We start from the raw sequence: 25,363 nt of genomic DNA, 5'->3' as shown, positions 1-25,363 counted from the left end.
TCGAGGCATGCGGCGTGCTTTCTAGGATCGGGCTCTTTGTCGGCGGCGTGGTGGTCGTGGCGCTGTTCGCGGCGCTGCTTGCCCCGCTCTTCGTCGACTGGACCAGCTTCCGGCAGGATTTCGAGCGCGAAGCGAGCCGCATCATGGGGCGTCCCGTCACCGTGCATGGCAGCGTCGATGCGCGGCTGCTGCCGTTTCCCTCCGTCACGCTGAGCGACGTGCGCGTCGGCGCGCCGGAGGACGGCAAGCCGCTGGTGGAGGTCGCGCGTTTTTCCATGGATGCGGAGCTTGCGCCGTTCCTTTCCGGCGAGGCGCTGATCTTCGACATGCGCATCGAGGAGCCGAAGGCGCGCGTCAAGCTGTTTTCCGATGGTACGCTCGACTGGGCGCGCGGCCTGAAATCCGACATTCCCGCCAAGACGGTCATCCTCGAAAACGTTGCGATCACCGGCGGCGAGATCGAGTTTGTCGACGAGCAGACCGGCCGCACGCGCCACGTCACCGGCCTCGACGCGCAGGTTTCGGCCAAGTCGCTCGGCGGGCCGTGGCGCATCGACGGGCGTGCGGCGCTCGACGGAGAGACCGGCGCCTTCCAACTCGCGAGCGGGCAGGTGGAGAATGGCGAGCTCTCGATGCGCGCCCGTATCGTGCCGGACCGGCTGTCCTTCAGCGCCGATCTCGACGGCGTGCTGAAGGTGGTGGACTTCCGGCCGCAATACCAGGGCGGCTTCACGCTTGCGGAAAAGCCCCGTCCCAAGGGCGAGGCGACGGCCGATCCGATCCGCGTCGCCGGAAAATTCGAGCTTTCCAACGAGCGCATCCGCGTTCCCGAATACCGGCTGGAGGCCGGACCGCAGGACGATCCCTATGTGGTGACCGGCGAGGCGACGCTCGATACGGGTCGTGCGCCGGAATTCCTGCTGATCGCCGACGGCCAGCAGATCGACGTCAGCCGCATCGGCAACAAGGGAGAGGGCGGCAAGACCGGCCGCAACCCGCAGGTCTCCGCCCGCCAGCGGCTCCAGGCGCTGCTGGCGATCGCCGCCGATATCCCCATTCCGCAGGTGCCGGGGCGGGCGAGCCTGTTCCTGCCCGCCGTGGTCGTTGGAGATACGACGGTGCGCGAGATCCGCCTCGATGTGAAGCCGGACGGCAATAGCTGGCGGATCGACCGCGCGGATGCGCAATTGCCCGGCCGAACAGCGCTGGAGGCCAAGGGTCGCCTGACGCTCCGGAACAATCGCGGCTTCGTCGGCAATCTGCTGGTGGCGTCCAATCAGCCATCCGGCCTTGCCACCTGGCTGGCCGGTTCCGTCGATCCGGAAATTCGCAGGCTGAAGACCGCGGGCTTTTCGGCCGACGTGAACCTCAACGACGATTTGCAGCGTTTCGAAAACCTCGAAATCGCCGTGGACGGCGCCTCGCTCACCGGCCGGCTGGAGCGCGAATCCCGCGCCGACGCGGCCCCGACGCTTTCGCTGCAACTGCGCGGCGACGAGGTGGAGCTGGATTCGCTGCAGGCCCTTGCCGGGCTCTTTGCCGGCGATGCCTCGCTGCCGGCCGTGCTCGGCCATTCCATCGCGCTCGATATCAAGGCGGATCATCTAAGTGCCTTCGGCGAAAGGGCCGATGGCGTCGAGGCCGTGCTGTCCGCCAAGGACGGGCTTCTCACGCTCAGCCGCTTCGATGTCGCCTCGCTCGCGGGAGCTGGGCTTTCGGCGAAAGGCACGCTCGGCGGCACGCTGACCGAGCCGAGCGCCGGGCTCGACGTGACGCTCAAGGCGGATGCCATGCAGCCCGTCGCCGATCTCCTGGCGCGCCACCTGCCGGCCCATCCGCTGCTCACCCGCTTCGTCGCCGATGCCGGCTACTACGACAATGCGAACCTGTCGCTGCGCGCCGCCGTTTCCGGGGAGGAGGGTGGTCCCGCCACCTTCGCGCTGGCGGGGCCGGTCAATGACGGGCGTGTCGATCTCAAGCTCTCGGCGTCCGGTCTTGCGCAGCTTCTGGAAGGGCGCGGCTTTGCGCTGGAGGGCAGCCTCTTCAATCCGCAATCCGTGGTGCTGGCCGGCCAGTTGGGCCTCGATCCGCTTCCCTTCGACGCCGATCCCGACGGCAGCGTCACCTTCAGCGTCGAGCAGCCGGAGGAGGGGCCGGCGACGGTCTCGGCGGCGTTCAATGCCGGCAAGACATCGATCTCGGCTAGGGGCACGGCGGCGCTTTCGGCGGCGGACTTCCTGACGGGGGCGCTCACCCTTTCGGCGAAGAGCGACGATATCGAGCCCTATCTGATGATGAACGGCATCGCATTGCCGCAGGGCGGCGCGGGGCTGCCGCTGACCTTGCAGGCATCGGTCGACAACAGCGCTGAAGCCGTCGCCATCACGGATATCGCCGGCGAGGCCGACCGCAACGGCTTTTCCGGCAGGCTGACGCTCGACCGGACGGCTCCTACGCTTGCCGGAACCGGCGCCCTTCGATTCGACACCCTCGACTTCGCCTTCCTTGCCGAGGCCGTGGCGGGGCCCGTGACTGATGCCGTGGAAGGCGGGCTCAATGCCGCGCCGCTCGGCCGGCCGCTGCTTGAGAATGCGGACCTTACCGTTGCGCTCGAGGCCGGCGCATTCTGGCCGGGGCTTTACGGCGCGGTGGAGGGGTTCAAGGGCAATCTTGCCTGGAAGGGCGGCGAGCTGACGCTGACGGACATGGCCGGTGACTGGCTGGGCGGCAAGCTTTCGGGCCGCCTCAAGGTGGCGAATTCCGAGGAGAACGGGTTGTTCGAGGCGCGGGCCGCGCTTTCCGGGGCCGATCTGTCGAAAATCGTCTGGGCGAGCCCCGACGGCGCGATCGCGGGCGGCAAGGCGGATGTGACGCTTGCCGTGGACGCGTCCGGCAAGAGTGTGCAGGCCATGGCCGAAGGCGCGAGCGGTTCGGGCGAGGCGCGGGTGGCAGATTTCGTCGTGCGCGGCATCGATACCGGGGCGTTCCCTTCGCTGCTTTCGGCCGCGGACCGGATCGAAGGCGATGTCACGCCCGAGCGGGTCGCCGGCTTTGCCGCGGATGCCGTGCTGAAAGGCGAGGCGGCGCTGGGGACCGTGCGCATTCCCTTCGCGATCGCCAGCGGCAAGCTGCGCGTCCAGAACGTCACGGCGGAAGACGGCAAGGCGGCGCTTTCCGGCGATGCGGATATCGACCTTGCCGATGAGAGCATGACCGGCCGGCTCGCCGTGACCTACAAGGCCGGCGAGGAGGCGCTCGCCGGGGCGGAGCCGGAAGTGGCGCTCGGCTATCGCGGCCTTGTGGACGCGCCGGGCGTCGAGCTCGATGTCCAGCCGCTTGCCAATTACCTGTCGCTGCGCCGTTTCGAGACGGAGCGGCGGCGCGTGGAGACATTGCAGGCCAACGTGCTGGAGAAGCAGCGGCTGCGCCGGGAAGCCGCGCTCTATCGCGCACGCGCCGAGGCACGCGCGGCGGAGGCCGAGGCGGCGCGGCTGCGGATGGAGGAGGAAGAGCGCCTGCGCGCCGAAGCGCGCGCGCGGGCCGAGCAGGAGCGCGCCGCGCAGGCCGCCGAAGAGGCAAAGCGCAAGGCTGCCGAGGATGCGCGCCGCGAGGCGGAAACGCAGGAGCAGGCGAGACGCCTTGCAGAACAGAAGGCCGCCGAGGACGCGCGCAAGGCCGAAGAGGAGGCCGCACGCCGCCGCCTGCCGGTCTCGCCGGAGGAGGGCGTCGAGCGCGGCGGCGAGTTGCCGCCCGTCGGCAACGGGCAAAGCCTGAATTTCGACGCGCTGCCCGGCGTCAATTGAGCGGGGCGTCGCCCGCCCGCTGCTTCAGCCATTGCAGGACGAAGAGACGCAGCGCCGAGGACAGGTTGCCCTCGACACCGCGCGCATCGTCGATCTCCCGCAGGAGGGCCGCCAGCGGCATGGCGCGCGCGTCCGCGATGCGTTTCAGCTCGTCATGGAATGCCGGTTCGAGCGAGAAGCTCGTGCGGTGGCCATGCAGCGTGGTGGAATATTTGCGGATCATGCCGTCCTCACAGGATGATTCAGGCCGTTGGCGGATCGATTCCGGGGATGCCGGCAAGGTGCTGGGATGTCAGCCTTTTTCGCCATCCGGGGCATCGCCGGGCCGCTTGAGGCGGCCCTGGTCCAGCGTCTTTTCCGCCTTTTCGTTCAGCGCGCGGGTCAGGGATTTCTCCGCCTTCGTGCGGCCGAAGGCGATGCGGTTCTGCTCGGCCTGCTTCTCCTTGTCGGAGTGCGCCTTCTGCTTGCGGAACTGGCGGAGATTGACGACGTCGCCGCTCATCGGAAGGGCTCAGTTCTTCTTGCGGAAGGAATCGAGCGAGACGACCGAGCCGCCCTTGTTGTCGCCGCCGCCGGTCGGGGGCGCCGGCTCTTCGGCGGCATCCTCGGCCTTTTCCGGCGCGGCGGGATAGGCCGTCACCTCTGCGGAATGATCCTCCTCCTCCTCGACCGCCGGCACGTCGAACTCCAGTTCGAAGCTGACGGACGGATCGTAGAAGCCGCGGATCGCATTGAAGGGGATGACGAGCTTTTCCGGCGTATCGGAGAAGGAGAGGCCGATCTCGAACAGGCTCTCGGTGACCTTGAGGTCCCAGAACTGGTGCTGGATGACGATGGTCATCTGCTCGGCATATTTCGCCTTGAGGTGCTGCGAGATGCGCACGCCGGGGGCGTTGGTCAGGAAGGTGATGAAGAAATGGTGCTCACCGGGCAAATGGCCCGTGACCGCAACTTCGGACAGAACCTTGCGAATGACGCTGCGCAGCGCGTCCTGGGCGAGAATGTCGTAGCGAATGTGGTCTTGCGCCATCCGTTCCTGTCTTTCTTCCTGCCCTTGTATTCGGGCATTCTTCGTTTGCTTCATGCCTTCCGGCACGAGTCATCTGGCACAGCTATAGACCATTTCAAGGGATTGGAGAAGGTGAAGGCTTCTGTTGCCAGGTGCCTTCGGACCCCGCCTGCCGGTGCGACCCGTCAGGACTTTGAGTGAAGTGTCACACCGCCATTAGGCAGCGAGACGAGCTTCCGCATAGTTGTCGTTTGCAACTACAAGTTTAGCCCGATAACGGTGGTACAATGCCGAGCAAAAAGTCGATCTTTACGCCCTTGTCGATCCTATTTCGCCCCCATCAAAAGCCGGTCCGTCGAAATCGACCGGTTTTTGGTGGAGGCGCCGGGTACCGCCCCCGGGTCCAATGGGTTTATTACACCGCCCGTTTATTGCCATAGCTGCCGAAGCAGCACTTCACATATAGGCATTCCGGGCGCGCAAGAAAAGGGCTTTGTGACAGAGATTTTGCCCCGCGGTCGGGCAGGCGTTCATTAGCGCTTGACTTGCCGCCATGCGTTGAAAAACATGGGCATGCGGCGGGACCCCCATGACGGCGGCAGCCGAATGATCGTAGAGGAGACACCATGACCGACTATCTCGCAGATGTCCGCAAGTATGACAGCGGTGCCGACGAGGCCATCGTCAAGAAGATCGTGAGCCATCTGGGCATCGCCCTGCGCAACCGCGACTCCTCGCTCGTCTCCTGCTCCGACCCCGAAGAACTCAACCGCGTAAAGGAAAAGTGGTGTGGCAAGAAGCTCGGCATCACGGGCGACGCCGCCGACAAGGCCGTCGAGGCCGTCTGCAAGGCGATGGCCGACGACCGCTCCAAGTCGCGCGTGACCTTCTACTATCTCACCGCCAAGGAACTCGGACAGCTCGGCGCGCTCGCCTGAGGAAAGCCGGGAAAATCCCATTTCGCCCTTTGGCCGCCGCCGCTTCGGCTCTAGTATCGAACGCTGGACAACGAATCGGCGGCGACCATGCAGCAGTATCTCGACCTTCTCGCCCATGTGATGGAAAACGGCACCGACCGGGGTGACCGGACCGGCACCGGCACGCGCGGCGTCTTCGGCCACCAGATGCGCTTCGACCTTTCCGAAGGTTTCCCGGTGCTGACCACCAAGAAGCTGCACCTGCGCTCCATCATCCACGAGCTGCTGTGGTTCCTGAAGGGCGACACGAACATCGCCTATCTGCGCGACAACGGCGTCACCATCTGGGACGAATGGGCCGACGACAACGGCGACCTCGGCCCGGTCTACGGCTACCAGTGGCGCTCCTGGCCGACCCATGACGGCCGGCATCTCGACCAGATCGTCGCCGTCCTCGACAGCATCCGCAACAATCCGAATTCCCGCCGGCATATCGTCTCGGCCTGGAATCCGGCGCTCGTCGATGATATGGCGCTGCCGCCCTGCCATTGCCTCTTCCAGTTCTACGTGTCGGACGGCAAGCTCTCCTGCCAGCTCTACCAGCGCTCCGCCGACATCTTCCTCGGCGTGCCATTCAATATTGCTTCTTACGCGCTCCTCACCATGATGGTGGCGCAGGTGAGCGGGCTGCAGCCGGGCGACTTCGTGCACACGCTGGGCGATGCCCATATCTATTCCAACCATTTCGAGCAGGTGCGCGAGCAGATGAAGCGCCGGCCGAAGCCCTTGCCCTTCATGAAGATCAATCCCGATGTGAAGGACCTTTTCTCCTTCAAATTCGAGGACTTCACCCTGATCGGCTACGAAGCCGATTCAAATATCAAGGCACCCATTGCCGTCTGATTTCCAGGAGAGCCCGAGCCGCATGAGTGAAGCCAGGATCGTTCTCGTCGTGGCCGTTGCGAGAAACGGCGTGATCGGTCGCGACGGCGACCTGCCGTGGCGGCTGCCTTCCGATCTCAAGCGCTTCAAGGCGCTGACCCTCGGCAAGCCGGTGCTGATGGGGCGCAGGACCTGGGATTCGATCGGCCGGCCGCTGCCGGGGCGCCCGAATATCGTCATCACCCGCGACAGGGCCTTTTCCGCGCCCGGCGCGGAGGTGGTCGCCTCGCTCGACGAGGGACTGGCGGCGGCGGGCCGCGCGGCCGAGGCGCTCGGCGTCGACGAGATCTGCGTCATCGGCGGCGGGCAAATCTATGCGCAGGTCTTCGACCGCGCCGATATCCTCCACGTGACGTATGTCGAGGCGGAGGTCGAGGGCGACACGCGGTTTCCGGATATCGACCCCGGCCTTTTCGACAAGGTCGTCGAGGAGCCCATCCCGCAGGGCGAGAAGGACAGCCACGCCATGCGCTTCGTCACCTGGCGGCGCCGGAAAACCGCCTGAATTTCGCCGATCACGAACTATTTTGCCGCACGGGCGCGCAACGCGCCGTGGATTTGTTGAAAGGTGCCCGAGGGATACCTATAACGGGTTCACCTAGCGTTGCGCGGCGAAACAATCTGCGAAATGCTTAGAACAAACGATGGAGCGTTGCCGCATCCGCGGAAGCGCTCCAAGGGGATGCAAAGAAAGAGGTATTGATGCCCTGGAGCAATCAGAATGGCGGCGGCGGCCCTTGGGGCGGCGGCGGCGGAAACAATCAGGGGCCATGGGGGCAGGGACCGAACCGCCCCCGCGGTGGCGGCGGTGGCGGCAATGGCGGCCCGCCGGACCTTGAGGAGATCATCCGGCGTGGCCAGGACCAGCTTAAGAACGTCATGCCCGGCGGCTTCAACGGCGGCATCGTCGTTATCGCGCTGCTGCTCGTCGGCGTCTTCTGGCTGATGAACGCCATCTATACCGTCCAGCCGGACGAGCGTGGCGTCGAGCTGCGCTTCGGCAAGCCCAAGCAGGAAGTCTCCATGCCGGGCCTGCATTTCCATTTCTGGCCCTTCGAGACCGTCGAGCTCGTCAAGATCACCGAGCAGCAGCAGAATATCGGCCGCCGCGCGGCCTCTGCGAATTCCGACAAGTCCGGCCTGATGCTGACGGGCGACCAGAACATCGTCAACGTCCAGTTCTCGGTGCTCTATTCGGTCACCGACCCGCAGGCCTATCTCTTCAACCTCGAATATCCGGCCGAGACGCTGCAGCAGGTCGCCGAAAGCGCGATGCGTGAAGTCGTCGGCCGCCGTCCGGCCCAGGACATCTTCCGCGACAACCGTCAGGCGATCGCCGAGGGCGTGAAGTCCACCATCCAGGCGACCATGGACGCCTATGGCGCCGGTCTCTCGATCAACACCGTCGCCATCGAGGATGCGGCCCCGCCGCGCGAAGTCGCCGATGCGTTCGACGAAGTGCAGCGCGCCGAGCAGGACGAAGACCGTTTCGTCGAGGAAGCCAACCAGTACGCCAACCAGAAGCTCGGTCTTGCCCGCGGTCAGTCGGCGCAGATCCGCGAAGAGGCGGCGGCCTACAAGGACCGCGTCGTCAAGGAAGCGGAAGGCGAGGCGGCACGCTTCCTCTCCGTCTACGAGCAGTACAAGGCCGCTCCCGACGTCACGCGCAAGCGTCTCTTCCTTGAAACCATGGAAGGCGTGATGAAGAGCTCCAAGAAGGTCATCATCGACGAGAAGCAGGGCGGACAGGGTGTCGTTCCCTTCCTTCCCCTCAACGAACTCGGCCGGACCACCGGCCAGCAGCAGGCGGGAGGCACGCAGTGATGGGTAACCGCGTACCGGCAATCCTGATCGCCATCGGCGTTCTTCTCTTCATCGCCTATTCGTCCGTCTTCGTCGTGAACGAGCGGCAGCAGGCCATCGTGCTGCGCTTCGGCCAGATCAAGGACGTCAAGACGGAGCCCGGCCTCTATTTCAAGCTGCCCTTCGGCTTCATGGACGCCGACAGCGTCCAGTACATCCAGGACCAGGCGCTGCGCTTCGACCTCGACGATATCCGTGTCCAGGTCTCGGGCGGCAAGTTCTACGAGGTCGATGCCTTCGTGGTCTACAAGATCACCGATGCACGCCGCTTCCGTGAAGCGGTCTCGGGCGACCGCGAAGCGGCGGAAGCGCGCCTGCGTACCCGTCTCGACGCGGCCCTGCGCCGGGTCTACGGTCTGCGCGGCTTCGAATCCGCGCTGTCGGAAGAGCGCGCCTCGATGATGCGCGAAGTTCGCGGCGAGCTGACGAACGACGCTTCGAACCTCGGCCTTACCATCTCCGACGTGCGCATCCGCCGTACCGACCTCACGCAGGAGGTCTCGCAGCAGACCTACGACCGCATGAAGGCCGAGCGTCTTGCGGAAGCCGAGCTCATCCGCGCCCGCGGTAACGAGGAAGGCCAGCGCCGCCGTGCCATCGCCGACCGTCAGGTCGTCGAGTTCGTCGCGGCCGCCCAGCGCGATTCGGAAATCCTGCGAGGCGAGGGCGAGGGCGAGCGCAACCGCGTCTTCGGCGAAGCTTTCTCGCAGGACCCGGACTTCTTCGAGTTCTACCGCTCGATGAGCGCCTACCGCAACTCGATGAATTCGGCCGACACGACGCTCGTCCTGTCGCCGCGTTCGGAGTTCTTCCGCTTCTTCGAGGATGCGTCGGGCCAGAAGCCCGCGGCAGCCTCGGGTGCGACCAACGGCGCGGCGGCGACGCCCTCCACGGCAAACTGAGAACGCTTCCGTGTCCGATTTCCTGACGGGGATCGCGTTCTTTCTGATCATCGAGGGGCTGGTGTACGCACTGGCCCCTTCGGTTTTGAGGCGCATGGCGCAAATGCTGCCGCAGATTCCGGAGAACCAGTTGCGCACCTCCGGGCTCGTCGCCGTCGCGCTTGGCGTGCTGATGGTATGGTTCATCCGCGGGGTGTGAAGCCCGCCCTTGCGGCCGGTGGCCAATGCGGGCAAGACTTGACGGCAAATCATCGCGGCCGACTGATTTTCGCCTCATGGCAGGCAAAGACTGGCCGCGACCCAGCAGACGAAAGAGGATGCCGAACATGGCTTTGAAGACCAGGTCCAATGTAGCCCATGCGGCACTCGCGCTCGCGGTGAGCCTTTCGCTCGGCGCAGGGCCGCTCGCCGTTCCGGCAAGGGCCGAGGTGAAGCCCGCAGGCCCCGAATCCGTCGCCGATCTCGCCGAGGGCCTGCTCGACGCGGTGGTCAACATCTCCACCTCGCAGAACGTCAAGAGCGACGACAAGGCGCCCATCCCGCAGGTGCCGGAAGGCTCGCCCTTCCAGGATTTCTTCGACGATTTCTTCAAGGGCGAGGACGGCTCGAACCAGCCCCAGACGGTCAATTCGCTGGGATCCGGCTTCGTGATCGACCCCAAGGGCTTCATCGCCACCAACAACCACGTCATCGAGGGCGCCGACGACATCGAGGTGAACTTCGCCAACGGTTCCAAGCTGAAGGCCAAGCTGGTCGGCACCGACCCGAAGACCGACCTCGCGCTCCTCAAGGTGGAGCCGAAGGCGCCGCTGAAGGCCGTGCCCTTCGGCGATTCCCGCACCATGCGCATCGGCGACTGGGTGATGGCGATCGGCAATCCGTTCGGCCTCGGCGGCTCGGTGACCGTCGGCATCATCTCCGCGCGCGGCCGCAACATCAATGCCGGCCCCTACGACAACTTCATCCAGACGGATGCCGCCATCAACCGCGGTAATTCCGGCGGCCCGCTGTTCAACATGAAGGGCGAGGTCATCGGCATCAACACGGCGATCATTTCGCCGTCGGGCGGCTCGATCGGCATCGGCTTCTCCGTGCCGACGGAGCTTGCCGAGAATATCTTCCTCCAGCTTCGCGACTACGGCGAGACGCGCCGCGGCTGGCTCGGCGTGCGCATCCAGCCGGTCACCGACGACATTGCCGAAAGCCTCGGCATGACGGAGACCAAGGGGGCGCTGGTCGCGGGCGTCATCAAGGGCGGGCCGGTCGACAACGGCTCGATCATGACGGGCGACGTCATCGTCCGCTTCGACGGCAAGGACGTGCACGAGATGCGCGACCTGCCGCGCGTCGTCGCCGAAAGCCCGGTGGGCAAGGCGGTCGACGTCGTGCTTCTGCGCGGCGGCAAGGAAATGACCGTCAAGATCACGCTCGGCCGCCTGGAAGACGGGGAAAAGCAGGCGGATCCCGCCGACGAGGCGACGCCGGACGAGGGCACGACCGAGGAGGGAACGGCCCCCGATACCGAGGAGCAGGCGCTGCCGAAGAACATCGAGACCGTTCTCGGCATGGGCATCGGCGAACTCGATGAGGATGCGCGCAAGACTTTCAACATCGTCGAAAGCGTCAAGGGCGTGGTGATCACCGAGGTCGCGCCGGGCTCGGCCGCCGCCGAGCGCGGCATCGTGCCGGGCGACGTGATCGTCGAGGTCGGCCAGGAGGCCGTCACGACGGCGGAAGAGGTCAAGAGCCGTGTCGCCAAGCTGAAATCGGAGGACCGGCGCAACGTGCTGATGATGGTCTCCAACCGCACCGGCGCGCTGCGCTACATCACCGTGCGCATCGACTGACGGAAAGCCGAGTCCCGTCAGGGGTTTGGCATCAATTTCCGAGAAAGAGATTCAGGCCGCTGCAGCTTTGCTTCAGCGGCCTTTTCTCGTTACCCTCGCTCCGGGCGCTGCCGCCATCCTATACCCTGTCCCTCGTCAGCGGTTTTTCTTCTGCCATGTGACGTGGTCGAGCGTGTAGAGCACATGCCGGCGAAGCTCCGCGCGTTCGTCCTCGATGCCGGGCATATCGAAATCGCGATCCGGTGCGGCCACCATGCCGATGCGCTTCATGACCGCGATGGAGCGTGTGTTGCCTGCCACGGCAAAGGAAACGATCTCCTCGAGGCCCTTATCCTCGAAGCCGAACTCCAGGAGCCTTTCGGCGGCTTCGGTGACGTAGCCCTTGCCCCAATGGCGTCGGGCGAGGCGCCAGCCGATCTCGACTGCACCGGCGGGCACGAAGGGCTCCAGCCGATCCGTCAGGCGCGAGAGGCCGCAAAAGCCGATGGCTTCATCCGTCACGCGGTTGGCAAGCGCGAAGAAGCCGAGGCCGGTTTGCGCGATGATGTCGCGAAGGCGCTCGAAGAGCTCGTCGGACTGGGCGCGCGTGCGCAGGAAGGGGAAGAATTCCATGACGACGGGATCGGAATTGATCTCGTGAAAGAGCTCCCGATCCTTCTCCTCCCAGTTGCGCAGGGTAAGGCGCGTCGTCGTGGTGATGATCATCAACCTGTCATGAAGTCCGATTTGCGGTAGCCCTGCAGATAAAGAAGGGCGGTGAGGTCGCCGTGGTCGATGCGGATCTTCGCTTCGGCCGCGACGGCGGGCTTGGCGTGCAGGGCGACGCCGGCGCCGGAAAGGTGCAGCATGCCGAGGTCGTTGGCCCCGTCGCCGACGGCCATGGCCTCCTCCGGCGAAATGCCGAGGCGCGCGGAAATCTCGACCAGCGCATCGACCTTGGCCTGCTTGCCGAGGATCGGCTCGGCGACCTCGCCGGTGAGCCTGCCGTCGGCGTCGAGCAGGATATTGGCGCGGTTCTCGTCGAAGCCGAGCGTTTCGGCGATGCGGCTGGTGAAGACGGTGAAGCCGCCGGAGACGAGGGCGGTGTAATAGCCCTTCGCCTTCATGGTCGAGATGAGTTCGCGCCCGCCGGGCGTCAGCGTGATGCGCTTTTCGATCACCTCGCCGATGACGGAGACCGGCAGGCCCTTCAGCAGCGCGACGCGCTCGCGAAGGGCGGGCTCGAAGGCGATTTCGCCGTTCATAGCCCGGGCGGTGATGGCGGCGACCTTGTCCTTCAGGCCGACTTCCGCCGCCAGTTCGTCGATGCATTCCTGGCCGATCATGGTCGAATCCATGTCGGCGATCAGCAGCTTCTTGCGCCGCGTCTCGGCTTCCTGCACGGCAAGGTCGATTGGCGCGCCGGCGATGACCGCGAGGATCGCGTCGCGGGTGGCGTGGATGTCGCTGTCGTCGCGCAGCGCGATATCGCAGGCGATGCCGTCGGCGAGCCAGTAGAGGCCGGATGCCTTGACCGCATCCGCGGCCTTTTCGGCGATGGCGGGCGTCAGAACAGGATTTGACGGATTGGCGACAAGCGTGGCAACGAAAGCCATGATGAGAAACCTTGATCGAATGCGGGACGCGATCCTGATAACGGGCCCGACGGCGAGCGGCAAGTCCGCGCTTGCCGTGCGGCTGGCGGCCGAGCACGGCGGCGTCGTGGTCAATGCGGACAGCATGCAGGTCTACGACACGCTGAACGTGCTGACGGCCCGCCCGCAGCCGGAGGACATGGGCGGCATCGAGCACCGGCTCTACGGCCATGTGCCGGCGGGCGCGGCCTATTCCACCGGCGACTGGCTGCGCGAGGCGACGGCCCTTGTCGGCGAATTGCGGGCGCGGGGAAAGCTTCCCGTCTTCGTCGGCGGCACGGGCCTCTATTTCCGCGCGCTGACTGGCGGCCTTTCCGACATGCCGGTCATTTCCGATGACGTGCGCGAGCGCCTGCGCGCCCGGCTTGCGGCGGAAGGATCCGAGGCGCTGCACAAGGAATTGGCCGAGCGCGATGCGGAAACGGCCCGGCGCCTCATGCCGGGCGACGGGCAGCGCATCCTGCGGGCGCTCGAAGTGCTGGAGACGACCGGCCGGTCGATTGCCCATTTCCAGGCGGCGGCGGGGCCGGCGGTGATCGATGCCGCGCGGGCGGAAAAGATCGTCGTTCTGCCGGATCGCGCGGTGCTTGCCGCCCGCATCGACCGGCGCTTCGCCGGGATGCTGAAAACGGGGGCGGTGGAGGAGGTGAAGGCACTGCTGGCGCTGGAGCTTTCGCCCGCCATGCCGGTGATGAAGGCGATCGGCGTGCCGCAGATCGCGGCCATGCTGGCCGGCGATATGAGCGAGGCGCAGGTCATCGAGCGCGGCGCGGCGGCGACACGGCAATATGCCAAGCGCCAGATGACCTGGTTCCGCAACCAGCTCGACGAGAGCTGGCGGCGGATCGATCCGCTGGCCTCTAGCGCCTGATCAGGCTGCTGAGCGGCTTCTTGAGGAGCTGTTCGCGGATGGAGCCCTCGCGGCGCGGCTCCTGCTGCTCGCCGAAGGCGGGGCGCTGCGGCTGGCGATAGGGATCGGCGGCGGGGCGTTGCGGCTCGGCCAGTTCCCGGCGGATGGCGTCGAACCGCTCCTGCGGCGAGGGCTCGTAGACGCTACCCGCGCCAGGGAGCATGTCGGGCCGGTAGGGCTCGGGCGGCGGCGCGGCCGGGCGGGCGGGCGCCGCGGCCTGGAGCGTCTCGATATAGTCTTCCTCGTCCTCGTAGGGCGTATCTTCGTAGCCCGTCGGCAGCGTGGTGCCCTGGCCCTGCGAGGCGAGATAGGCATTCTGGAAGTTGGAGATGTCCGGGCCGGAGACCGCGCGCATGCGGGCGACGATCGATCGGAGGTCGACGCTTTGCGGGGTGTCCTCGCTGGTCTTCACGCCGGAGCTGCCGGCCTTCGGCAGGCGGTTCGATTCCACGCGGGAAAAGCGCATGCGCATCGGCACCGCCACGGCCTCGCCGAAGGCGATGGCCTCGCCGTTGCCGATGGAGGAAATGAAGCTCGTCGTCGAGGACGACGAATTGGGGATCGCCGAGCGGATGATCTCCTGGTCGTGCTCGTTGGCAAGGCGCATGGCGAAGATCGTCGAGCACTGGGAAAGGATGGTCGGGTCGAGTTCGCCGGGGCGCTGGGTGATGATGCCGAGCGACACGCCGTATTTGCGGCCTTCCTTGGCGATGCGGGCGATGGCCTGGCGGGTCGGGGCGAAGCCGAGCCTCGGGTCGGCCGGCACGTAGCGGTGCGCCTCCTCGCAGACGACCAGCATGTGCACGCCGCCATTGCTCCACAGGCCGATCTCGAAGGCCATGCGGCAGAGCACCGAGGCGACGGAATTGACCACTTCCGACGGGATGCCGGCGAGCTGGAAGGTCGTCACCGGCTTGCCTTCGCCGGGAATGCGGAAGATGCGGGCGATGGTGTCGAGGATCGTGTCGGTGATCGTGTTCGAGGAGAACATGAAATGGTAGCGCGGGTCGTTGATCGCCGACATGATCTTGACCTTGAGCGAGCGCAGGTGCGGCTTCTCCGCCCGGCCTTCGAGGCGGCCGATGCGCTCGTCGACGAGCGCCAGCAGATCCGCGATGCGGAAGGGCACCGGCGTATCGGCGGTGATCGAGCTCTTCTCGCTTGCGCGGCGCATCACGCCGCTTTCGTTGGAGCCGCGGAAGGCGCGCTTGGCCTCGGGAATGAGGTCGCGCAGGATGTCCATCTCCTCCGGCACCGGCGGGCGGCCGCGGAAGATCACCTCGGCCAGTTCCTCCAGCCGGAACAGCCAGAAGGGCAGGTCCAGCGTATCGGTATCGATGACGACGGCAAGGTCGCCGAAGGCGGAGGCGAATTCGTTATGCGGATCGAGGATCAGCACGCGCAGGCTCGGGTCGGCCTGGATCGCCTTGTGCAAGAGCAGCGTCACGGAGGTGGACTTGCCGACGCCGGTGGTGCCGACGATGGCGAAGTGCTTCTCCAGCATGGAGGGCACGTGGATCGTCGCATCGAGGCTCTCGTCCTGCGTCAGCTTGCCGATGACGCAGACGTCGTTCTTGCCGGTGTCGTAGACCTTGGCAAGGTCGGAGGCGCGGATGCGGTGCGCGATGGCGCCGAGATAAGGGTAGTCGGTGATGCCGGCGGAGAATTCCTCCCGGCCGTCCGCGCTGACATTCACCTCGCCCAGAAGCTCGACCTCGATGCGGAAGACCGTGTCGCGGTTGTCGATCCAGTTCTGCTGGTCGGCGGCCATGGAATAGACAAGGGCGACGACGCGGTTGCGGCCGACGGAGATGGAGATGAGGCGTCCGACGGACCACAATTCCGTCAGCGCCGTCTCGCCGCCCTCGGCCACGGCGCTGATCGTCGCGCGCGAGCCGTTGCAGGCGACGACGCGGCCGAGCAGGCGGTTTCCAGGCGCCAGCCCGTCGCGGCGATCCTGCTCGCCTGCCGTCAGAGAGGTCTGGAAATCATTGTTCAGCACGCCCGGCGCTCCTTGCCACCAACCGCCAGCCTAGCGAATGCCGCTTAATAAGACGTTTCGGGTTGAGGCGGCCGTTTGCGGGTCTTTGCAGCCGGGATGGAGGGCGTACCGTAGCGAAACGAACCGAAAGGCGTTGACGCGCCTTTGCTTTGTGTCTAACAATTCGCCCCATGAAAAATCTGACGGCTATCATTCTTGTGGTGGGAAGGCGCATGGGCAAGGTGGTGTAACCACCCGGCGAAAGCACCCATGCGCGGTAAGCAGGCTCCTCCAGGGGCCTTTTTTTATGCCCAGAAATTCGATAATCACCCGAAATGCGAAAAGAGACGGACGGAAATCCGATGAGCGGAACAGAAAACCAGATGACGGGCGCCGAAATTGTCTTGCAGGCCCTGAAAGACAATGGCGTTGAACATATCTTCGGCTATCCGGGCGGCGCCGTCCTGCCAATCTATGACGAGATCTTCCAGCAGGAAGACATCGAGCACATCCTCGTGCGCCACGAGCAGGGCGCCGGCCACATGGCCGAAGGCTATGCCCGCTCCACCGGCAAGGTCGGCGTCATGCTCGTCACCTCCGGCCCCGGCGCGACCAATGCCGTCACGCCGCTGCAGGACGCCCTGATGGATTCCATCCCGCTCGTCTGCCTCACCGGTCAGGTTCCGACCACGCTCATCGGATCGGACGCCTTCCAGGAATGCGACACGGTCGGCATCACGCGCCCCTGCACCAAGCACAACTGGCTGGTCAAGGACGTCAACGATCTCGCCCGCATCATCCACGAGGCGTTCCGCGTCGCGCAGTCCGGCCGTCCCGGTCCCGTCGTCGTCGATATCCCGAAGGACGTCCAGTTCGCGACCGGCACCTATACGCCGCCGTCCGACGCGCCCATCCAGAAGAGCTACCAGCCGAAGGTTCAGGGCGACGCCAACCAGATCGCGGCCGCCGTCAGCCTGATGAAGTCCGCCCGCCGGCCGATCATCTATTCCGGCGGCGGCGTCGTGAATTCCGGTCCGGAAGCCTCGCGCCTCTTGCGCGAGCTGGTCGAGATCACCGGCTTCCCGATCACCTCCACGCTGATGGGCCTCGGCGCCTATCCGGCCTCCGGCAAGAACTGGCTGGGCATGCTGGGCATGCACGGCTCCTACGAGGCGAACATGGCGATGCATGATTGCGACGTCATGGTCTGCATCGGCGCGCGCTTCGACGACCGCATCACCGGCCGCCTGAATGCCTTCTCGCCGAACTCGAAGAAGATCCACATCGACATCGACCCGTCCTCGTTCAACAAGAACGTCCGCGTCGACGTTCCGATCCTGGGCGATGTCGGCAACGTCCTCGAGGACATGGTCCGCCAGTGGCGCGCCGGCGCGAAGGACTACGACAAGGCAGTCCAGGCCGACTGGTGGACGTCGATTGCCAAGTGGCGGGCGCGCAATTCCTTCGCCTATACGCCGAGCCCCGACGTCATCATGCCGCAATATGCGATCCAGCGGCTCTACGAGCTGACCAAGGACCGCGATACCTATATCACGACGGAAGTCGGCCAGCACCAGATGTGGGCGGCGCAGTTCTACGGCTTCGAGCAGCCGAACCGCTGGATGACCTCGGGCGGCCTCGGCACGATGGGCTACGGCTTCCCGGCGGCCATCGGCGTGCAGGTCGCGCATCGCGACAGCCTCGTCATCGACATTGCCGGCGACGCCTCGATCCAGATGTGCATCCAGGAAATGAGCTGCGCCGTGCAGTATAACCTGCCGGTCAAGATCTTCATCCTGAACAACCAGTATATGGGCATGGTGCGCCAGTGGCAGCAGCTGCTGCACGGCAACCGCCTGTCGAACTCCTACACGGAAGCCATGCCCGACTTCGTCAAGCTGGCGGAGGCCTATGGCGGCGTCGGCATCGCCTGCGACAAGCCGGCCGATCTCGATGCGGCCATCCAGGAGATGATCGACGTCAAGCGCCCGGTCATCTTCGACTGCCGCGTGGCGAATCTCGCGAACTGCTTCCCGATGATCCCCTCGGGCAAGGCGCATAACGAAATGCTGCTGCCCGACGAGGCCACGGACGAAGCGGTCGCCAACGCGATCGACGCCAAGGGCCGCCAGCTCGTTTGATATAAGGTAGAGAACCCATGAACGCACACCTTCAGCCCACGGGCTCCGCCTATTTCATCGCCAAGGAAACGCAGGTTGCCGAGAGCCATACGCTCTCGGTGCTCGTCGACAACGAGCCGGGCGTCCTTGCCCGCGTCATCGGCCTGTTCTCCGGCCGCGGCTACAATATCGAGAGCCTGACAGTTTCCGAGACCGAGCATGAGGCGCATCTTTCGCGCATCACCATCGTCACGCGCGGCACGCCGGGCGTGCTGGAGCAGATCAAGTCGCAGCTCGAGCGCATCGTGCCGGTCCATCGCGTGGTCGACCTTACCGTCCGCGCCAAGGTGCTCGGCCAGGAGCGTCCCATCGAGCGCGAAGTGGCGCTGGTGAAGGTCGTCGGTTCCGGCGAGATGCGTCAGGAGACGCTGCGCCTCGCCGACGCCTTCCATGCCAAGGTCGTCGATGCGACCACCGAGCATTTCATCCTGGAGATCACCGGCAAGTCCTCCAAGATCGACCAGTTCGTAGCGATCATGAAGCCGCTTGGCCTCGTGGAAGTCTGCCGCACCGGCATCGCCGCGATGAACCGCGGTCCGCAGGGAATGTGAGCTGTTGAAAGACAGCAAAAGCGACTGAAAAAACGAAGGGCTTTCCGTCTTGGCGGAAAGCCCTTTTCGTTTCAGATCATCTCCAGCGGCCGCTTGCGCGTCGGGGGCGGGAAGGCTTCGTCGAGGAGGCGGAGGTCTTCCGAAGTCAGGCGGATCTCGGAGGCCTTGAAATTTTCGCGCACCCGGTCCGGCGAGCCGGACTTCGGGATGGCGATGACATTCGCCCGCGTTAGCAGGAAGGCGAGGGCGACCTGGGCGCTCGTCGCATTGTGGATGCGGCCGATCTCCTCCAGCGCCGGATGGCCGATCAGCCGGCCCTCGTCGAGCGGCGAATAGGCCATGAGCGGGATGCCCTGCACCTGGCTCCAGCGCAGGAGATCGTATTCGATGCCGCGGCGGGCGAGATTGTAGAGGATCTGGTTGGCGGCGGGCCGGGCCGGCTCGGCGGCGCCGAGCAGTTCCCTCATGTCCGGTTCGTCGAAATTGGAAACGCCCCAGGCGCCAATCTTGCCCGCGGCCTTCAGCCCCTCGAAGGCCTCGACCGTCTCCGCCAGTGGATGGCGGCCACGCCAGTGCAGGAGGTAAAGGTCGATATGGTCGGTGCCGAGCCGCCTGAGGCTCGCCTCGCAGGCCGCGACGGTGCCGGTGCGGCTGGCATTGTAGGGCAGCACCTTGCTGACGAGGAAGACCTCGTCGCGCCGCCCGCCGATCGCGTCGCCGACCACCTCTTCGGCCCCGCCGTCGGCATACATTTCCGCCGTGTCGATCACCGTCATGCCGAGGTCGAGCCCGGCTCGAAGGCTTGCCGCCTCCTCGGCACGGGAGGCGTCGCCTTCCCCCATGTGCCAGGTGCCGAGGCCGAGCGCCGGCACCTGCCGGCCGCCGGGGAGGGTAACTGCCGGTAGTTCCGCTTTCATCTTGCGCTCCGCGAACAATGGGCCGCCAGCCGGAATTGTCTCAATGACAAGAATTGGCTGGCCGTCACCAAGAGATGGACTATCAATCGGAAAAAACAATCCGGATCACAAGAGTCTGCCATGCAGATCGAAATCTTTCTGGCGCTGCTCGTCTTCGCCTTCACGACCTCCATCACCCCCGGTCCCAACAACATGATGCTCTTCGCCTCGGGCGTGAACTTCGGCTTCGTCCGGACGATCCCGCATATGTGCGGCATCGGCGTCGGGTTCCTCGTGCTGCTGCTGGCCGTCGGCTTCGGTCTCGGTGCGCTGCTGGAGACGGTGCCGCTCGTCTATACGGTGCTGAAATTCGCCGGCGGGGCCTATCTCGTCTGGATCGCCTGGAAGATCGGCACCTCGCGCAGCCTCGGCGAGAGCGCGGGCGCGACCCGGCCGATGAGCTTCCTCGAGGCCGCCGCCTTCCAGTGGGTCAATCCCAAGGCCTGGGTCATGGCCGTCTCCGCCATGGCGACCTATACGAATGCCGCGAACTACACGATGAGCGTGCTCGTGGTCGGCCTTGCCTTCGCCATCGTCAATTTCCCGAGCGTTTCCACCTGGGCCGGCTTCGGCTCGGCGCTGCGCCAGTGGCTGTCCGATCCGGTGCGGCTGAAATGGTTCAATATCACGATGGCGCTCCTGCTCGTCGCAAGCCTCTGGCCGATGCTGCGCTGACAGCATAAGGTCGGGGCAAAGCCGGAGGGACTGCCGTGTCGCACGATCACGACGACCATCACCATCACGACAACCATTTCTCGCCGATGGAAGCGCGCGTGCGCGCGCTGGAGACCATCCTGACGCAAAAGGGGCTGATCGATCCCGGGGCCATCGACGTCATCGTCGAGACCTATGAGACGAAGATCGGCCCGCGCAACGGCGCGCGCGTCGTCGCCAAGGCCTGGGCGGAGCCGGACTTTGCCGACTGGCTGCGGCGCGACGCCACGGCGGCCATCGCCAGCCTCGGCTATACCGGCCGGCAGGGCGAGCATATGCGGGCGGTTTTCAACGATACCGAGACGCACAATCTCGTCGTCTGCACGCTCTGCTCCTGCTATCCGTGGTCCGTGCTCGGCCTGCCGCCCGTCTGGTACAAGGCGCCGGCCTACCGGTCGCGCGCGGTCATGGACCCGCGCGGCGTGCTGGAGGAATTCGGCGTGGCGTTGCCGGCTGGCAGGAAAATCCGCGTCTGGGATTCGACCGCGGAGCTGCGCTACCTCGTCGTGCCCGAGCGGCCGGTGGGAACGGAAGGGCTCGACCAGGAGGCGCTGGCCGATCTCGTCACGCGCGATTCGATGATCGGCACGGGGCTGGCGCTGCCGCTGGAGGCGCGGCCATGAACGGGCCGCACGATCTCGGCGGCCTGCACGGCTTCGGCCCCGTCGCGTCGGAACCGGGCGAGCCCTATTTCCATGCCGAATGGGAAAAGCGGGCGCTCGGCGTGACGCTCTCCTGCGGCGCCTTCGGCGCCTGGAGCATCGACGAGAGCCGCCATGCGCGGGAAAGCATCCCGCCGGCCACCTACCTTTCGGCGAGCTATTACGAGATCTGGATTCGCGCGCTTGAAACGCTCCTTGAGCGGCACGGTTTCGTCAGCACCGCCGAGCTTGCCGAAGGGCGAATGCTGGAGAAGGGGGCGGAGCCGAAGCGCGTTCTCAAGGCGGAGATGGTGCCGGCGGTGCTTGCGAGGGGCGGGCCATGCGACCGTCCGCTCGACACCGCGCCGCGCTTTGCTGCCGGCGCGCGCGTGCGCACCCGCAACCTCAATCCGCCAACGCATACCCGCCTGCCGCGCTACGCCCGCGACAAGGTGGGCGTGGTGGAGGCCGTGCAGGGCTCCTTCGTCTTCCCGGACGACAGTGCCCACGGCAGGGGCGAGAACCCGCAATGGGTCTATACCGTCGTCTTCGATGGCGCGGAAATCTGGGGCGAGGGGGCCGAGCCCGGCCTGACGGTCTCGATCGATGCCTGGGAGAGCTATCTTGAGCCGGTGTGAGACGCCGATCGATTCGCCCGGCCTGCCGCGCTCCGCCGAGGGCGATCCGGTCTTTGCCGAGCCGTGGCAGGCGCAGGCCTTCGCGATGACCGTCCGCCTGCACGAGCAGGGTGTCTTCACCTGGGCGGAATGGGCGGAGGCCCTTTCGCGCGAGGTGCACCGCCCGGGCCGCGCCGCCGATGGCGCGGATTATTTCGACTGCTGGGTGGCGGCACTGTCCGTGCTGCTTTCCGAGCGAGGCGTTGCGAGCGAGGGGGAGCAGGCCGCGCTTTCAGATCGCTGGGCCCGGGCGGCCGAGGCGACGCCGCACGGCAAGCCCATCCTGCTCGAAAACGCGTCCGGATAAAGCATTTCCGCTTTTCCCCGAATCGCGAAAACGCTCTATCCTTTTGTTTCTACGCAATTCCAGCAAAACCGCTGCGCACTTTTGCTGGAATTGCTCTAGGCACGATCCGCGACGAAGCGGGCGAGCCACGGGCCGATCAGCGTCACGAGGATCAGCCGCGCCGTCTGCAAGGTCATGACGAAGGCGATGTCGACCTTGCTCGAAGCGGCGATGACGGCGATGGAATCGAGGCCGCCCGGGCTGGTTGCGAGATAGGCCGTCAGCGGATCGACGCCGAGGACGAGGATCAGGAGGCCGGCAAGCAGGCCGGAAAAGCTGATCAGCGCGATGATCGAGACGACCGTCGGCAGCAGCGCGCGGCGGGCGTGCAGCAGGATCGCCCGGGTGAAGCCGAGGCCGATGTTCCAGCCGAGCAGGGTGAAGGCGGCGACGAGCAGCCATTGCGGCAGGACGATCGTCACCGTGCCCGCTGAATTCAGCACCGAGGCGAGGGCGAAGGGAACGAGGAAGGCGCCGGCCGGGATACGCAGCCGCTGGCCGATGACGCCTGCGAGGACGCCGATGACCAGCATGGCCGCGAGCGGCAGCAGCGGCACGGGCTCGAACCAGGCATGGGGCGGCACCGCCGCGCCGTCATGGCCGCCGAAATGGGCGACGAGCGTTGCGAAGCTCGCGACGAAGACCACGCGTAGATACTGCATGAAGGCGACGAGACGGATATCCGCCCCATAGGCTTCCGCCATCACCATCATGGTCGAGGCGGCGCCGGCGGAGGAGCCCCAGATCGCCGTCGTGCCGGGCAGGATGCCGGTGCGGGCGATCAGCCAGCCCGACAGCGTGCTGACGCCGATGACGGAGAGGACGACCAGCAGCATCAGCGGCCAGTTCTCTGCAAAGGTACCGACGAAATCCTCGGACACCATGGTCGCGATCATCAGCGCGAGCACGACCTGCACGACGAAGAAGAAGATGCGGGGCAGGCGGATCGTGCCGCCGCAAAGCGCAACGACGATGCCGGCGAGCATCGGCCCCATCAGCAGCGCCGCCGGGAAGCCGGCCGCCTCGAGCGGCGCGGTGGCCGCCGCCGAAAGGATGGCGACGAGGCCCCATTGCAGGGCTGCGGGCAGCCGGCCGAGGCCGGGATGCGGGGACGGGCTGTCGCTCGGGGTGCGGGAGGCGGGGGGCAAATCATCGCTCCGGAAGTTGCGCCCTGAATATCGCGTCGGCGGGCCGGCGAACAGGGCCAAATAAAGGGGGATGCGATTTCTCCGCGGTCCCCTCGGAAGGCGTTGCCTCTTGCTTCGCCGCTGCGAATCCTGCCAAGTCCCGGCATGGAATTCGCACCTCAACAGGATGAAGCGCTGAAGGCCGTCGCGCGGTGGCTGAAGGAAGGGCGCGAGCCGCTGTTCCGGCTGTTCGGCTATGCCGGCACCGGCAAGACCACGCTTGCCCGGCACTTTGCCGAGAATGTCGACGGCGAGGTGCTGTTCGCCGCCTTCACCGGCAAGGCGGCGCAGGTGCTGCGCTCCAAGGGCGCGACGAACGCCAAGACCATCCATTCGTTGATCTACCGCCCGCGCGGCGAGGAGGAGGTCTCCGACGAGGAGACCGGCAAGACGTCGATCTCGCCGATGTTCTCGATCAACCGCCAGAGCCCGGTCGCCAAGGCCGCGCTCGTCGTCGTCGACGAGTGCTCCATGGTGGACGAGGCGCTCGGGCGCGACCTGATGAGCTTCGGCACGCCAATCCTCGTGCTCGGCGATCCCGGCCAGCTGCCGCCCGTCTCCGGCGGCGGCTATTTCACCAACCAGGAACCGGATTACCTGCTGACGGACATCCACCGGCAGGCGCGCGACAACCCGATCATCCAGCTCGCCATGCAGGTGCGCGAGGGCAGAGACATCGCCTATGGCGACTATGGCGCGGCACGCGTCATCGGGCGGGGCGAGGTCGACCAGGCGCTGGTGCTCGACGCCGACCAGGTGCTCGTCGGCACCAACCGCACGCGGCGGCGCTACAACCAGCGGCTCCGCGAGCTCAAGGGCTTCACCACCGACTATCCGCAATCCGGCGACAAGCTGGTGTGCCTGCGCAACGACCCGGCCAAGGGGCTGCTCAACGGCTCGCTGTGGCAGGTGATGAGCTCGTCCAAGGAGACGGTAAAGCCCGGCATCAACCTGATGATCCGGCCGGAAGACGACGACATGGATCGCGGCGCGGCCAAGATCAAGCTGCTCAAGGCGGCCTTCGAGAATCTCGACGAGGAGATTCCGTGGTCGACGCGCAAGCGCTATGACGAATTCGATTTCGGCTACGCGCTGACCGTGCACAAGGCGCAGGGCTCGCAGTGGAACAATGTCGTGCTGTTCGACGAGAGTTTCGCCTTCCGCGACACGCGCGAACGCTGGCTCTACACCGCCATTACGCGCGCCGCGGAAACGCTCACCATCGTGCGGTAAATCATATCCCCACGACGGACCGCTTTTCAGGAAGCGGATGAAGGGCCGGTCGTCATGTCCGGCCGCTTACGCCGGCCTCAGTGGCCGACGATCCCCAGCATGACCGCCTTGGCGACGGCCTGGAAACGGTTGTTGCTGTTGAACTTGGCGATGATGTTCTTTTCCATCACCTGCACTTCGCCGGGCTCGATTTCGAGTGCGCGGGCGATGCGGCTGGTGGGGTAGCCCTCGGCCATCAGGGCGATGCAGCGCAACTCCACCGGCGTCAGGTTGGCTTGCGGGACATTGTCGTTGGTCTCGACTTCCAGCGCGCCGGTGAAATCGAGCAGTTCGTTGATCTGCTGCATCTGGCGGCGGATCGTCGATTGCTGGGCGGCGAGCTCGCGCTTGCGCGCGGTCATGGCGGCGCGGAAGATGCCGTCGGCTTCCTCCTGGCTTGCGGCCGCGGCGAGCCGCTCCAGCAGTTCCTGGATCACGGCGACGGGCATTCCCGTCTCGCGGCAGGTATTGACCACGGCCATCTGCTGGATTTCCGCGGGGCCGTAGACCCGCATCGGACCGACACGGGCTGCCGTCAGCAGGCCCTTTTCCTCATAGAAATGCAGCGTGCGGTGGGTGACGCCGAAGGCATTGGCCATGTCGGCAATGGCAAGGCGGCCTTCCGGCAGGTTTTCCGGCAGAGGCGCGACGGGCAGGAACCGGATGGACTTGCGCCCGCCCGACCGGGCACCGGCTTTCTTCGACTCACTCGTCATCATGAAAGCGGCCCCCGAAAAAGAAGATCGGTCATGTATTTACCCCCGGTCGCCGTCGCGAGGCCATCTTCCCTGTGAAGGCTGGATGTCGAGACGGCGGATAGTACTCTTTACCGCATGCGTTTTGCCGGCCTGTGCACTCCGGCAAGTGTATACGATCCTGCTGCGGTTTCCGATCCCTATTGTGCATGAATGTTCAGGATCGTCGAATCCGGGCGATAAACATTACCATTTCGCCCATTATCCTAAAATAGGATGCCGGTGCCGATCTGCATATCGCTATATCTAGGGATGTGTTTTTTTGCCCGGTTGTAG

The 25,363-nt window shown here is 65.7% G+C and carries 25 protein-coding genes and 1 other RNA gene; 16 read left to right on the top strand and 10 right to left on the bottom strand.

Translation table 11 applies throughout. The features are described from left to right. Positions 1–14: 14 nt before the first annotated feature. Entirely contained in the window at positions 15–3,803 is a 3,789-nt protein-coding gene (locus ShzoTeo12_RS09090; protein ID WP_318909313.1) for an AsmA-like C-terminal region-containing protein, read from the top strand. Here the strand turns inward: ShzoTeo12_RS09090 and ShzoTeo12_RS09085 are convergent. The 4 genes from ShzoTeo12_RS09085 to ssrA form a co-directional block, all read right to left on the bottom strand. Beyond that, positions 3,796–4,026 (bottom strand): ribbon-helix-helix domain-containing protein, encoded by a 231-nt coding sequence (locus ShzoTeo12_RS09085; RefSeq protein WP_313192806.1) that lies wholly within the window; start codon positions 4,024–4,026, stop codon positions 3,796–3,798. The two genes, ShzoTeo12_RS09090 and ShzoTeo12_RS09085, sit on opposite strands and share 8 nt — an antisense overlap. Before the next feature lie 69 nt (positions 4,027–4,095). Continuing rightward, complete coding sequence (locus ShzoTeo12_RS09080; RefSeq protein ID WP_318909310.1) at positions 4,096–4,305, bottom strand: DUF4169 family protein; 210 nt, start codon at positions 4,303–4,305, stop codon at positions 4,096–4,098. Positions 4,306–4,314: 9 nt separating this feature from the next. Next, positions 4,315–4,833, bottom strand: coding sequence for an SspB family protein (locus ShzoTeo12_RS09075; RefSeq protein WP_318909308.1), 519 nt, complete (start codon positions 4,831–4,833; stop codon positions 4,315–4,317). 110 nt (positions 4,834–4,943) lie between these two features. Beyond that, positions 4,944–5,304, bottom strand: a transfer-messenger RNA (tmRNA) gene (ssrA, locus tag ShzoTeo12_RS09070). A 134-nt stretch (positions 5,305–5,438) separates the two neighbouring features. On the opposite strand from ssrA, the gene ShzoTeo12_RS09065 reads away from it, so the two are divergent. The 7 genes from ShzoTeo12_RS09065 (at position 5,439) to ShzoTeo12_RS09035 (ending at position 11,283) form a co-directional block, all read left to right on the top strand. Beyond that, positions 5,439–5,750 (top strand): DUF2853 family protein, encoded by a 312-nt coding sequence (locus ShzoTeo12_RS09065; RefSeq protein ID WP_318909307.1) that lies wholly within the window; start codon positions 5,439–5,441, stop codon positions 5,748–5,750. A gap of 87 nt (positions 5,751–5,837) precedes the next feature. After that, positions 5,838–6,632 (top strand): thymidylate synthase, encoded by a 795-nt coding sequence (locus ShzoTeo12_RS09060; RefSeq protein ID WP_318909306.1) that lies wholly within the window; start codon positions 5,838–5,840, stop codon positions 6,630–6,632. A 22-nt stretch (positions 6,633–6,654) separates the two neighbouring features. Then, positions 6,655–7,176, top strand: coding sequence for a dihydrofolate reductase (locus ShzoTeo12_RS09055; protein ID WP_119256046.1), 522 nt, complete (start codon positions 6,655–6,657; stop codon positions 7,174–7,176). 197 nt (positions 7,177–7,373) lie between these two features. Next, the gene (gene hflK / locus ShzoTeo12_RS09050; protein ID WP_318909304.1) at positions 7,374–8,495 is read left to right on the top strand and encodes an FtsH protease activity modulator HflK; all 1,122 of its coding nucleotides are present in this window, start codon (positions 7,374–7,376) and stop codon (positions 8,493–8,495) included. After that, a complete protein-coding gene (hflC, locus tag ShzoTeo12_RS09045; RefSeq protein WP_119256048.1) occupies positions 8,495–9,436 on the top strand; it encodes a protease modulator HflC in 942 nt (313 codons plus the stop codon). The genes hflK and hflC overlap by 1 nt, the downstream gene beginning before the upstream one ends. 10 nt (positions 9,437–9,446) lie before the next feature. After that, positions 9,447–9,635, top strand: a complete 189-nt coding sequence (locus ShzoTeo12_RS09040) for a DUF2065 domain-containing protein (protein WP_318909299.1) — start codon at positions 9,447–9,449, stop codon at positions 9,633–9,635. Between the two features lie 127 nt (positions 9,636–9,762). Next, positions 9,763–11,283, top strand: coding sequence for a Do family serine endopeptidase (locus ShzoTeo12_RS09035; protein WP_318909297.1), 1,521 nt, complete (start codon positions 9,763–9,765; stop codon positions 11,281–11,283). A 135-nt stretch (positions 11,284–11,418) separates the two neighbouring features. Here the strand turns inward: ShzoTeo12_RS09035 and ShzoTeo12_RS09030 are convergent, their stop codons facing one another. Both ShzoTeo12_RS09030 and serB read right to left on the bottom strand, forming a co-directional pair. Continuing rightward, a complete protein-coding gene (locus tag ShzoTeo12_RS09030) occupies positions 11,419–11,988 on the bottom strand; it encodes a GNAT family N-acetyltransferase (RefSeq protein WP_318909296.1) in 570 nt (189 codons plus the stop codon). Further along, positions 11,988–12,878: a phosphoserine phosphatase SerB gene (gene serB, locus ShzoTeo12_RS09025; protein ID WP_318909295.1), complete on the bottom strand. Its 891-nt coding sequence runs from the start codon at positions 12,876–12,878 to the stop codon at positions 11,988–11,990. Before serB ends, ShzoTeo12_RS09030 begins: the two co-directional genes overlap by 1 nt. On the opposite strand from serB, the gene miaA reads away from it, so the two are divergent. After that, on the top strand, positions 12,877–13,788 hold the full coding sequence (gene miaA / locus ShzoTeo12_RS09020; RefSeq protein WP_318912336.1) for a tRNA (adenosine(37)-N6)-dimethylallyltransferase MiaA: 912 nt from the start codon (positions 12,877–12,879) through the stop codon (positions 13,786–13,788). The genes serB and miaA overlap by 2 nt on opposite strands. On the opposite strand, the gene ShzoTeo12_RS09015 is transcribed toward miaA, so the two are convergent. After that, on the bottom strand, positions 13,778–15,829 hold the full coding sequence (locus ShzoTeo12_RS09015) for an ATP-binding protein (RefSeq protein WP_318912334.1): 2,052 nt from the start codon (positions 15,827–15,829) through the stop codon (positions 13,778–13,780). The genes miaA and ShzoTeo12_RS09015 overlap by 11 nt on opposite strands. A 341-nt stretch (positions 15,830–16,170) precedes the next feature. Here ShzoTeo12_RS09015 and ShzoTeo12_RS09010 point away from each other — a divergent pair, with 341 nt between their 5' ends. Next, a complete protein-coding gene (locus ShzoTeo12_RS09010) occupies positions 16,171–17,949 on the top strand; it encodes an acetolactate synthase 3 large subunit (protein ID WP_318912332.1) in 1,779 nt (592 codons plus the stop codon). A 17-nt stretch (positions 17,950–17,966) separates the two neighbouring features. Then, on the top strand, positions 17,967–18,539 hold the full coding sequence (gene ilvN, locus ShzoTeo12_RS09005) for an acetolactate synthase small subunit (RefSeq protein ID WP_119256055.1): 573 nt from the start codon (positions 17,967–17,969) through the stop codon (positions 18,537–18,539). A gap of 71 nt (positions 18,540–18,610) precedes the next feature. On the opposite strand, the gene ShzoTeo12_RS09000 is transcribed toward ilvN, so the two are convergent. Next, positions 18,611–19,456, bottom strand: coding sequence for an aldo/keto reductase (locus ShzoTeo12_RS09000; protein ID WP_318912329.1), 846 nt, complete (start codon positions 19,454–19,456; stop codon positions 18,611–18,613). A gap of 120 nt (positions 19,457–19,576) precedes the next feature. Between ShzoTeo12_RS09000 and ShzoTeo12_RS08995 the strand changes: the two genes are divergently transcribed. The 4 genes from ShzoTeo12_RS08995 to ShzoTeo12_RS08980 all read left to right on the top strand — a co-directional run bounded on the left by ShzoTeo12_RS08995 (position 19,577) and on the right by ShzoTeo12_RS08980 (position 21,834). Beyond that, positions 19,577–20,170: a LysE family translocator gene (locus ShzoTeo12_RS08995; protein WP_119256056.1), complete on the top strand. Its 594-nt coding sequence runs from the start codon at positions 19,577–19,579 to the stop codon at positions 20,168–20,170. Positions 20,171–20,256: 86 nt separating this feature from the next. Beyond that, positions 20,257–20,832 (top strand): nitrile hydratase subunit alpha, encoded by a 576-nt coding sequence (nthA, locus tag ShzoTeo12_RS08990; RefSeq protein WP_318912424.1) that lies wholly within the window; start codon positions 20,257–20,259, stop codon positions 20,830–20,832. Then, a complete protein-coding gene (nthB, locus tag ShzoTeo12_RS08985) occupies positions 20,829–21,488 on the top strand; it encodes a nitrile hydratase subunit beta (RefSeq protein WP_318912328.1) in 660 nt (219 codons plus the stop codon). The genes nthA and nthB overlap by 4 nt, the downstream gene beginning before the upstream one ends. Further along, entirely contained in the window at positions 21,475–21,834 is a 360-nt protein-coding gene (locus ShzoTeo12_RS08980; protein ID WP_318912327.1) for a nitrile hydratase accessory protein, read from the top strand. Before nthB ends, ShzoTeo12_RS08980 begins: the two co-directional genes overlap by 14 nt. A 95-nt stretch (positions 21,835–21,929) precedes the next feature. Here the strand turns inward: ShzoTeo12_RS08980 and ShzoTeo12_RS08975 are convergent, their stop codons facing one another. Further along, positions 21,930–23,021, bottom strand: a complete 1,092-nt coding sequence (locus ShzoTeo12_RS08975; protein WP_318912326.1) for an AbrB family transcriptional regulator — start codon at positions 23,019–23,021, stop codon at positions 21,930–21,932. 144 nt (positions 23,022–23,165) lie between these two features. Here ShzoTeo12_RS08975 and ShzoTeo12_RS08970 point away from each other — a divergent pair, with 144 nt between their 5' ends. After that, on the top strand, positions 23,166–24,293 hold the full coding sequence (locus ShzoTeo12_RS08970) for an ATP-dependent RecD-like DNA helicase (RefSeq protein WP_318912325.1): 1,128 nt from the start codon (positions 23,166–23,168) through the stop codon (positions 24,291–24,293). A gap of 77 nt (positions 24,294–24,370) precedes the next feature. Here the strand turns inward: ShzoTeo12_RS08970 and ShzoTeo12_RS08965 are convergent, their stop codons facing one another. Beyond that, complete coding sequence (locus ShzoTeo12_RS08965; RefSeq protein WP_119256386.1) at positions 24,371–25,048, bottom strand: MerR family transcriptional regulator; 678 nt, start codon at positions 25,046–25,048, stop codon at positions 24,371–24,373. Positions 25,049–25,363 lie beyond the last annotated feature (315 nt).

This window comes from Shinella zoogloeoides, from assembly GCF_033705735.1.
Lineage (GTDB): Bacteria > Pseudomonadota > Alphaproteobacteria > Rhizobiales > Rhizobiaceae > Shinella > Shinella zoogloeoides_A.
This window is presented reverse-complemented; position numbering and strand designations above follow the sequence as displayed.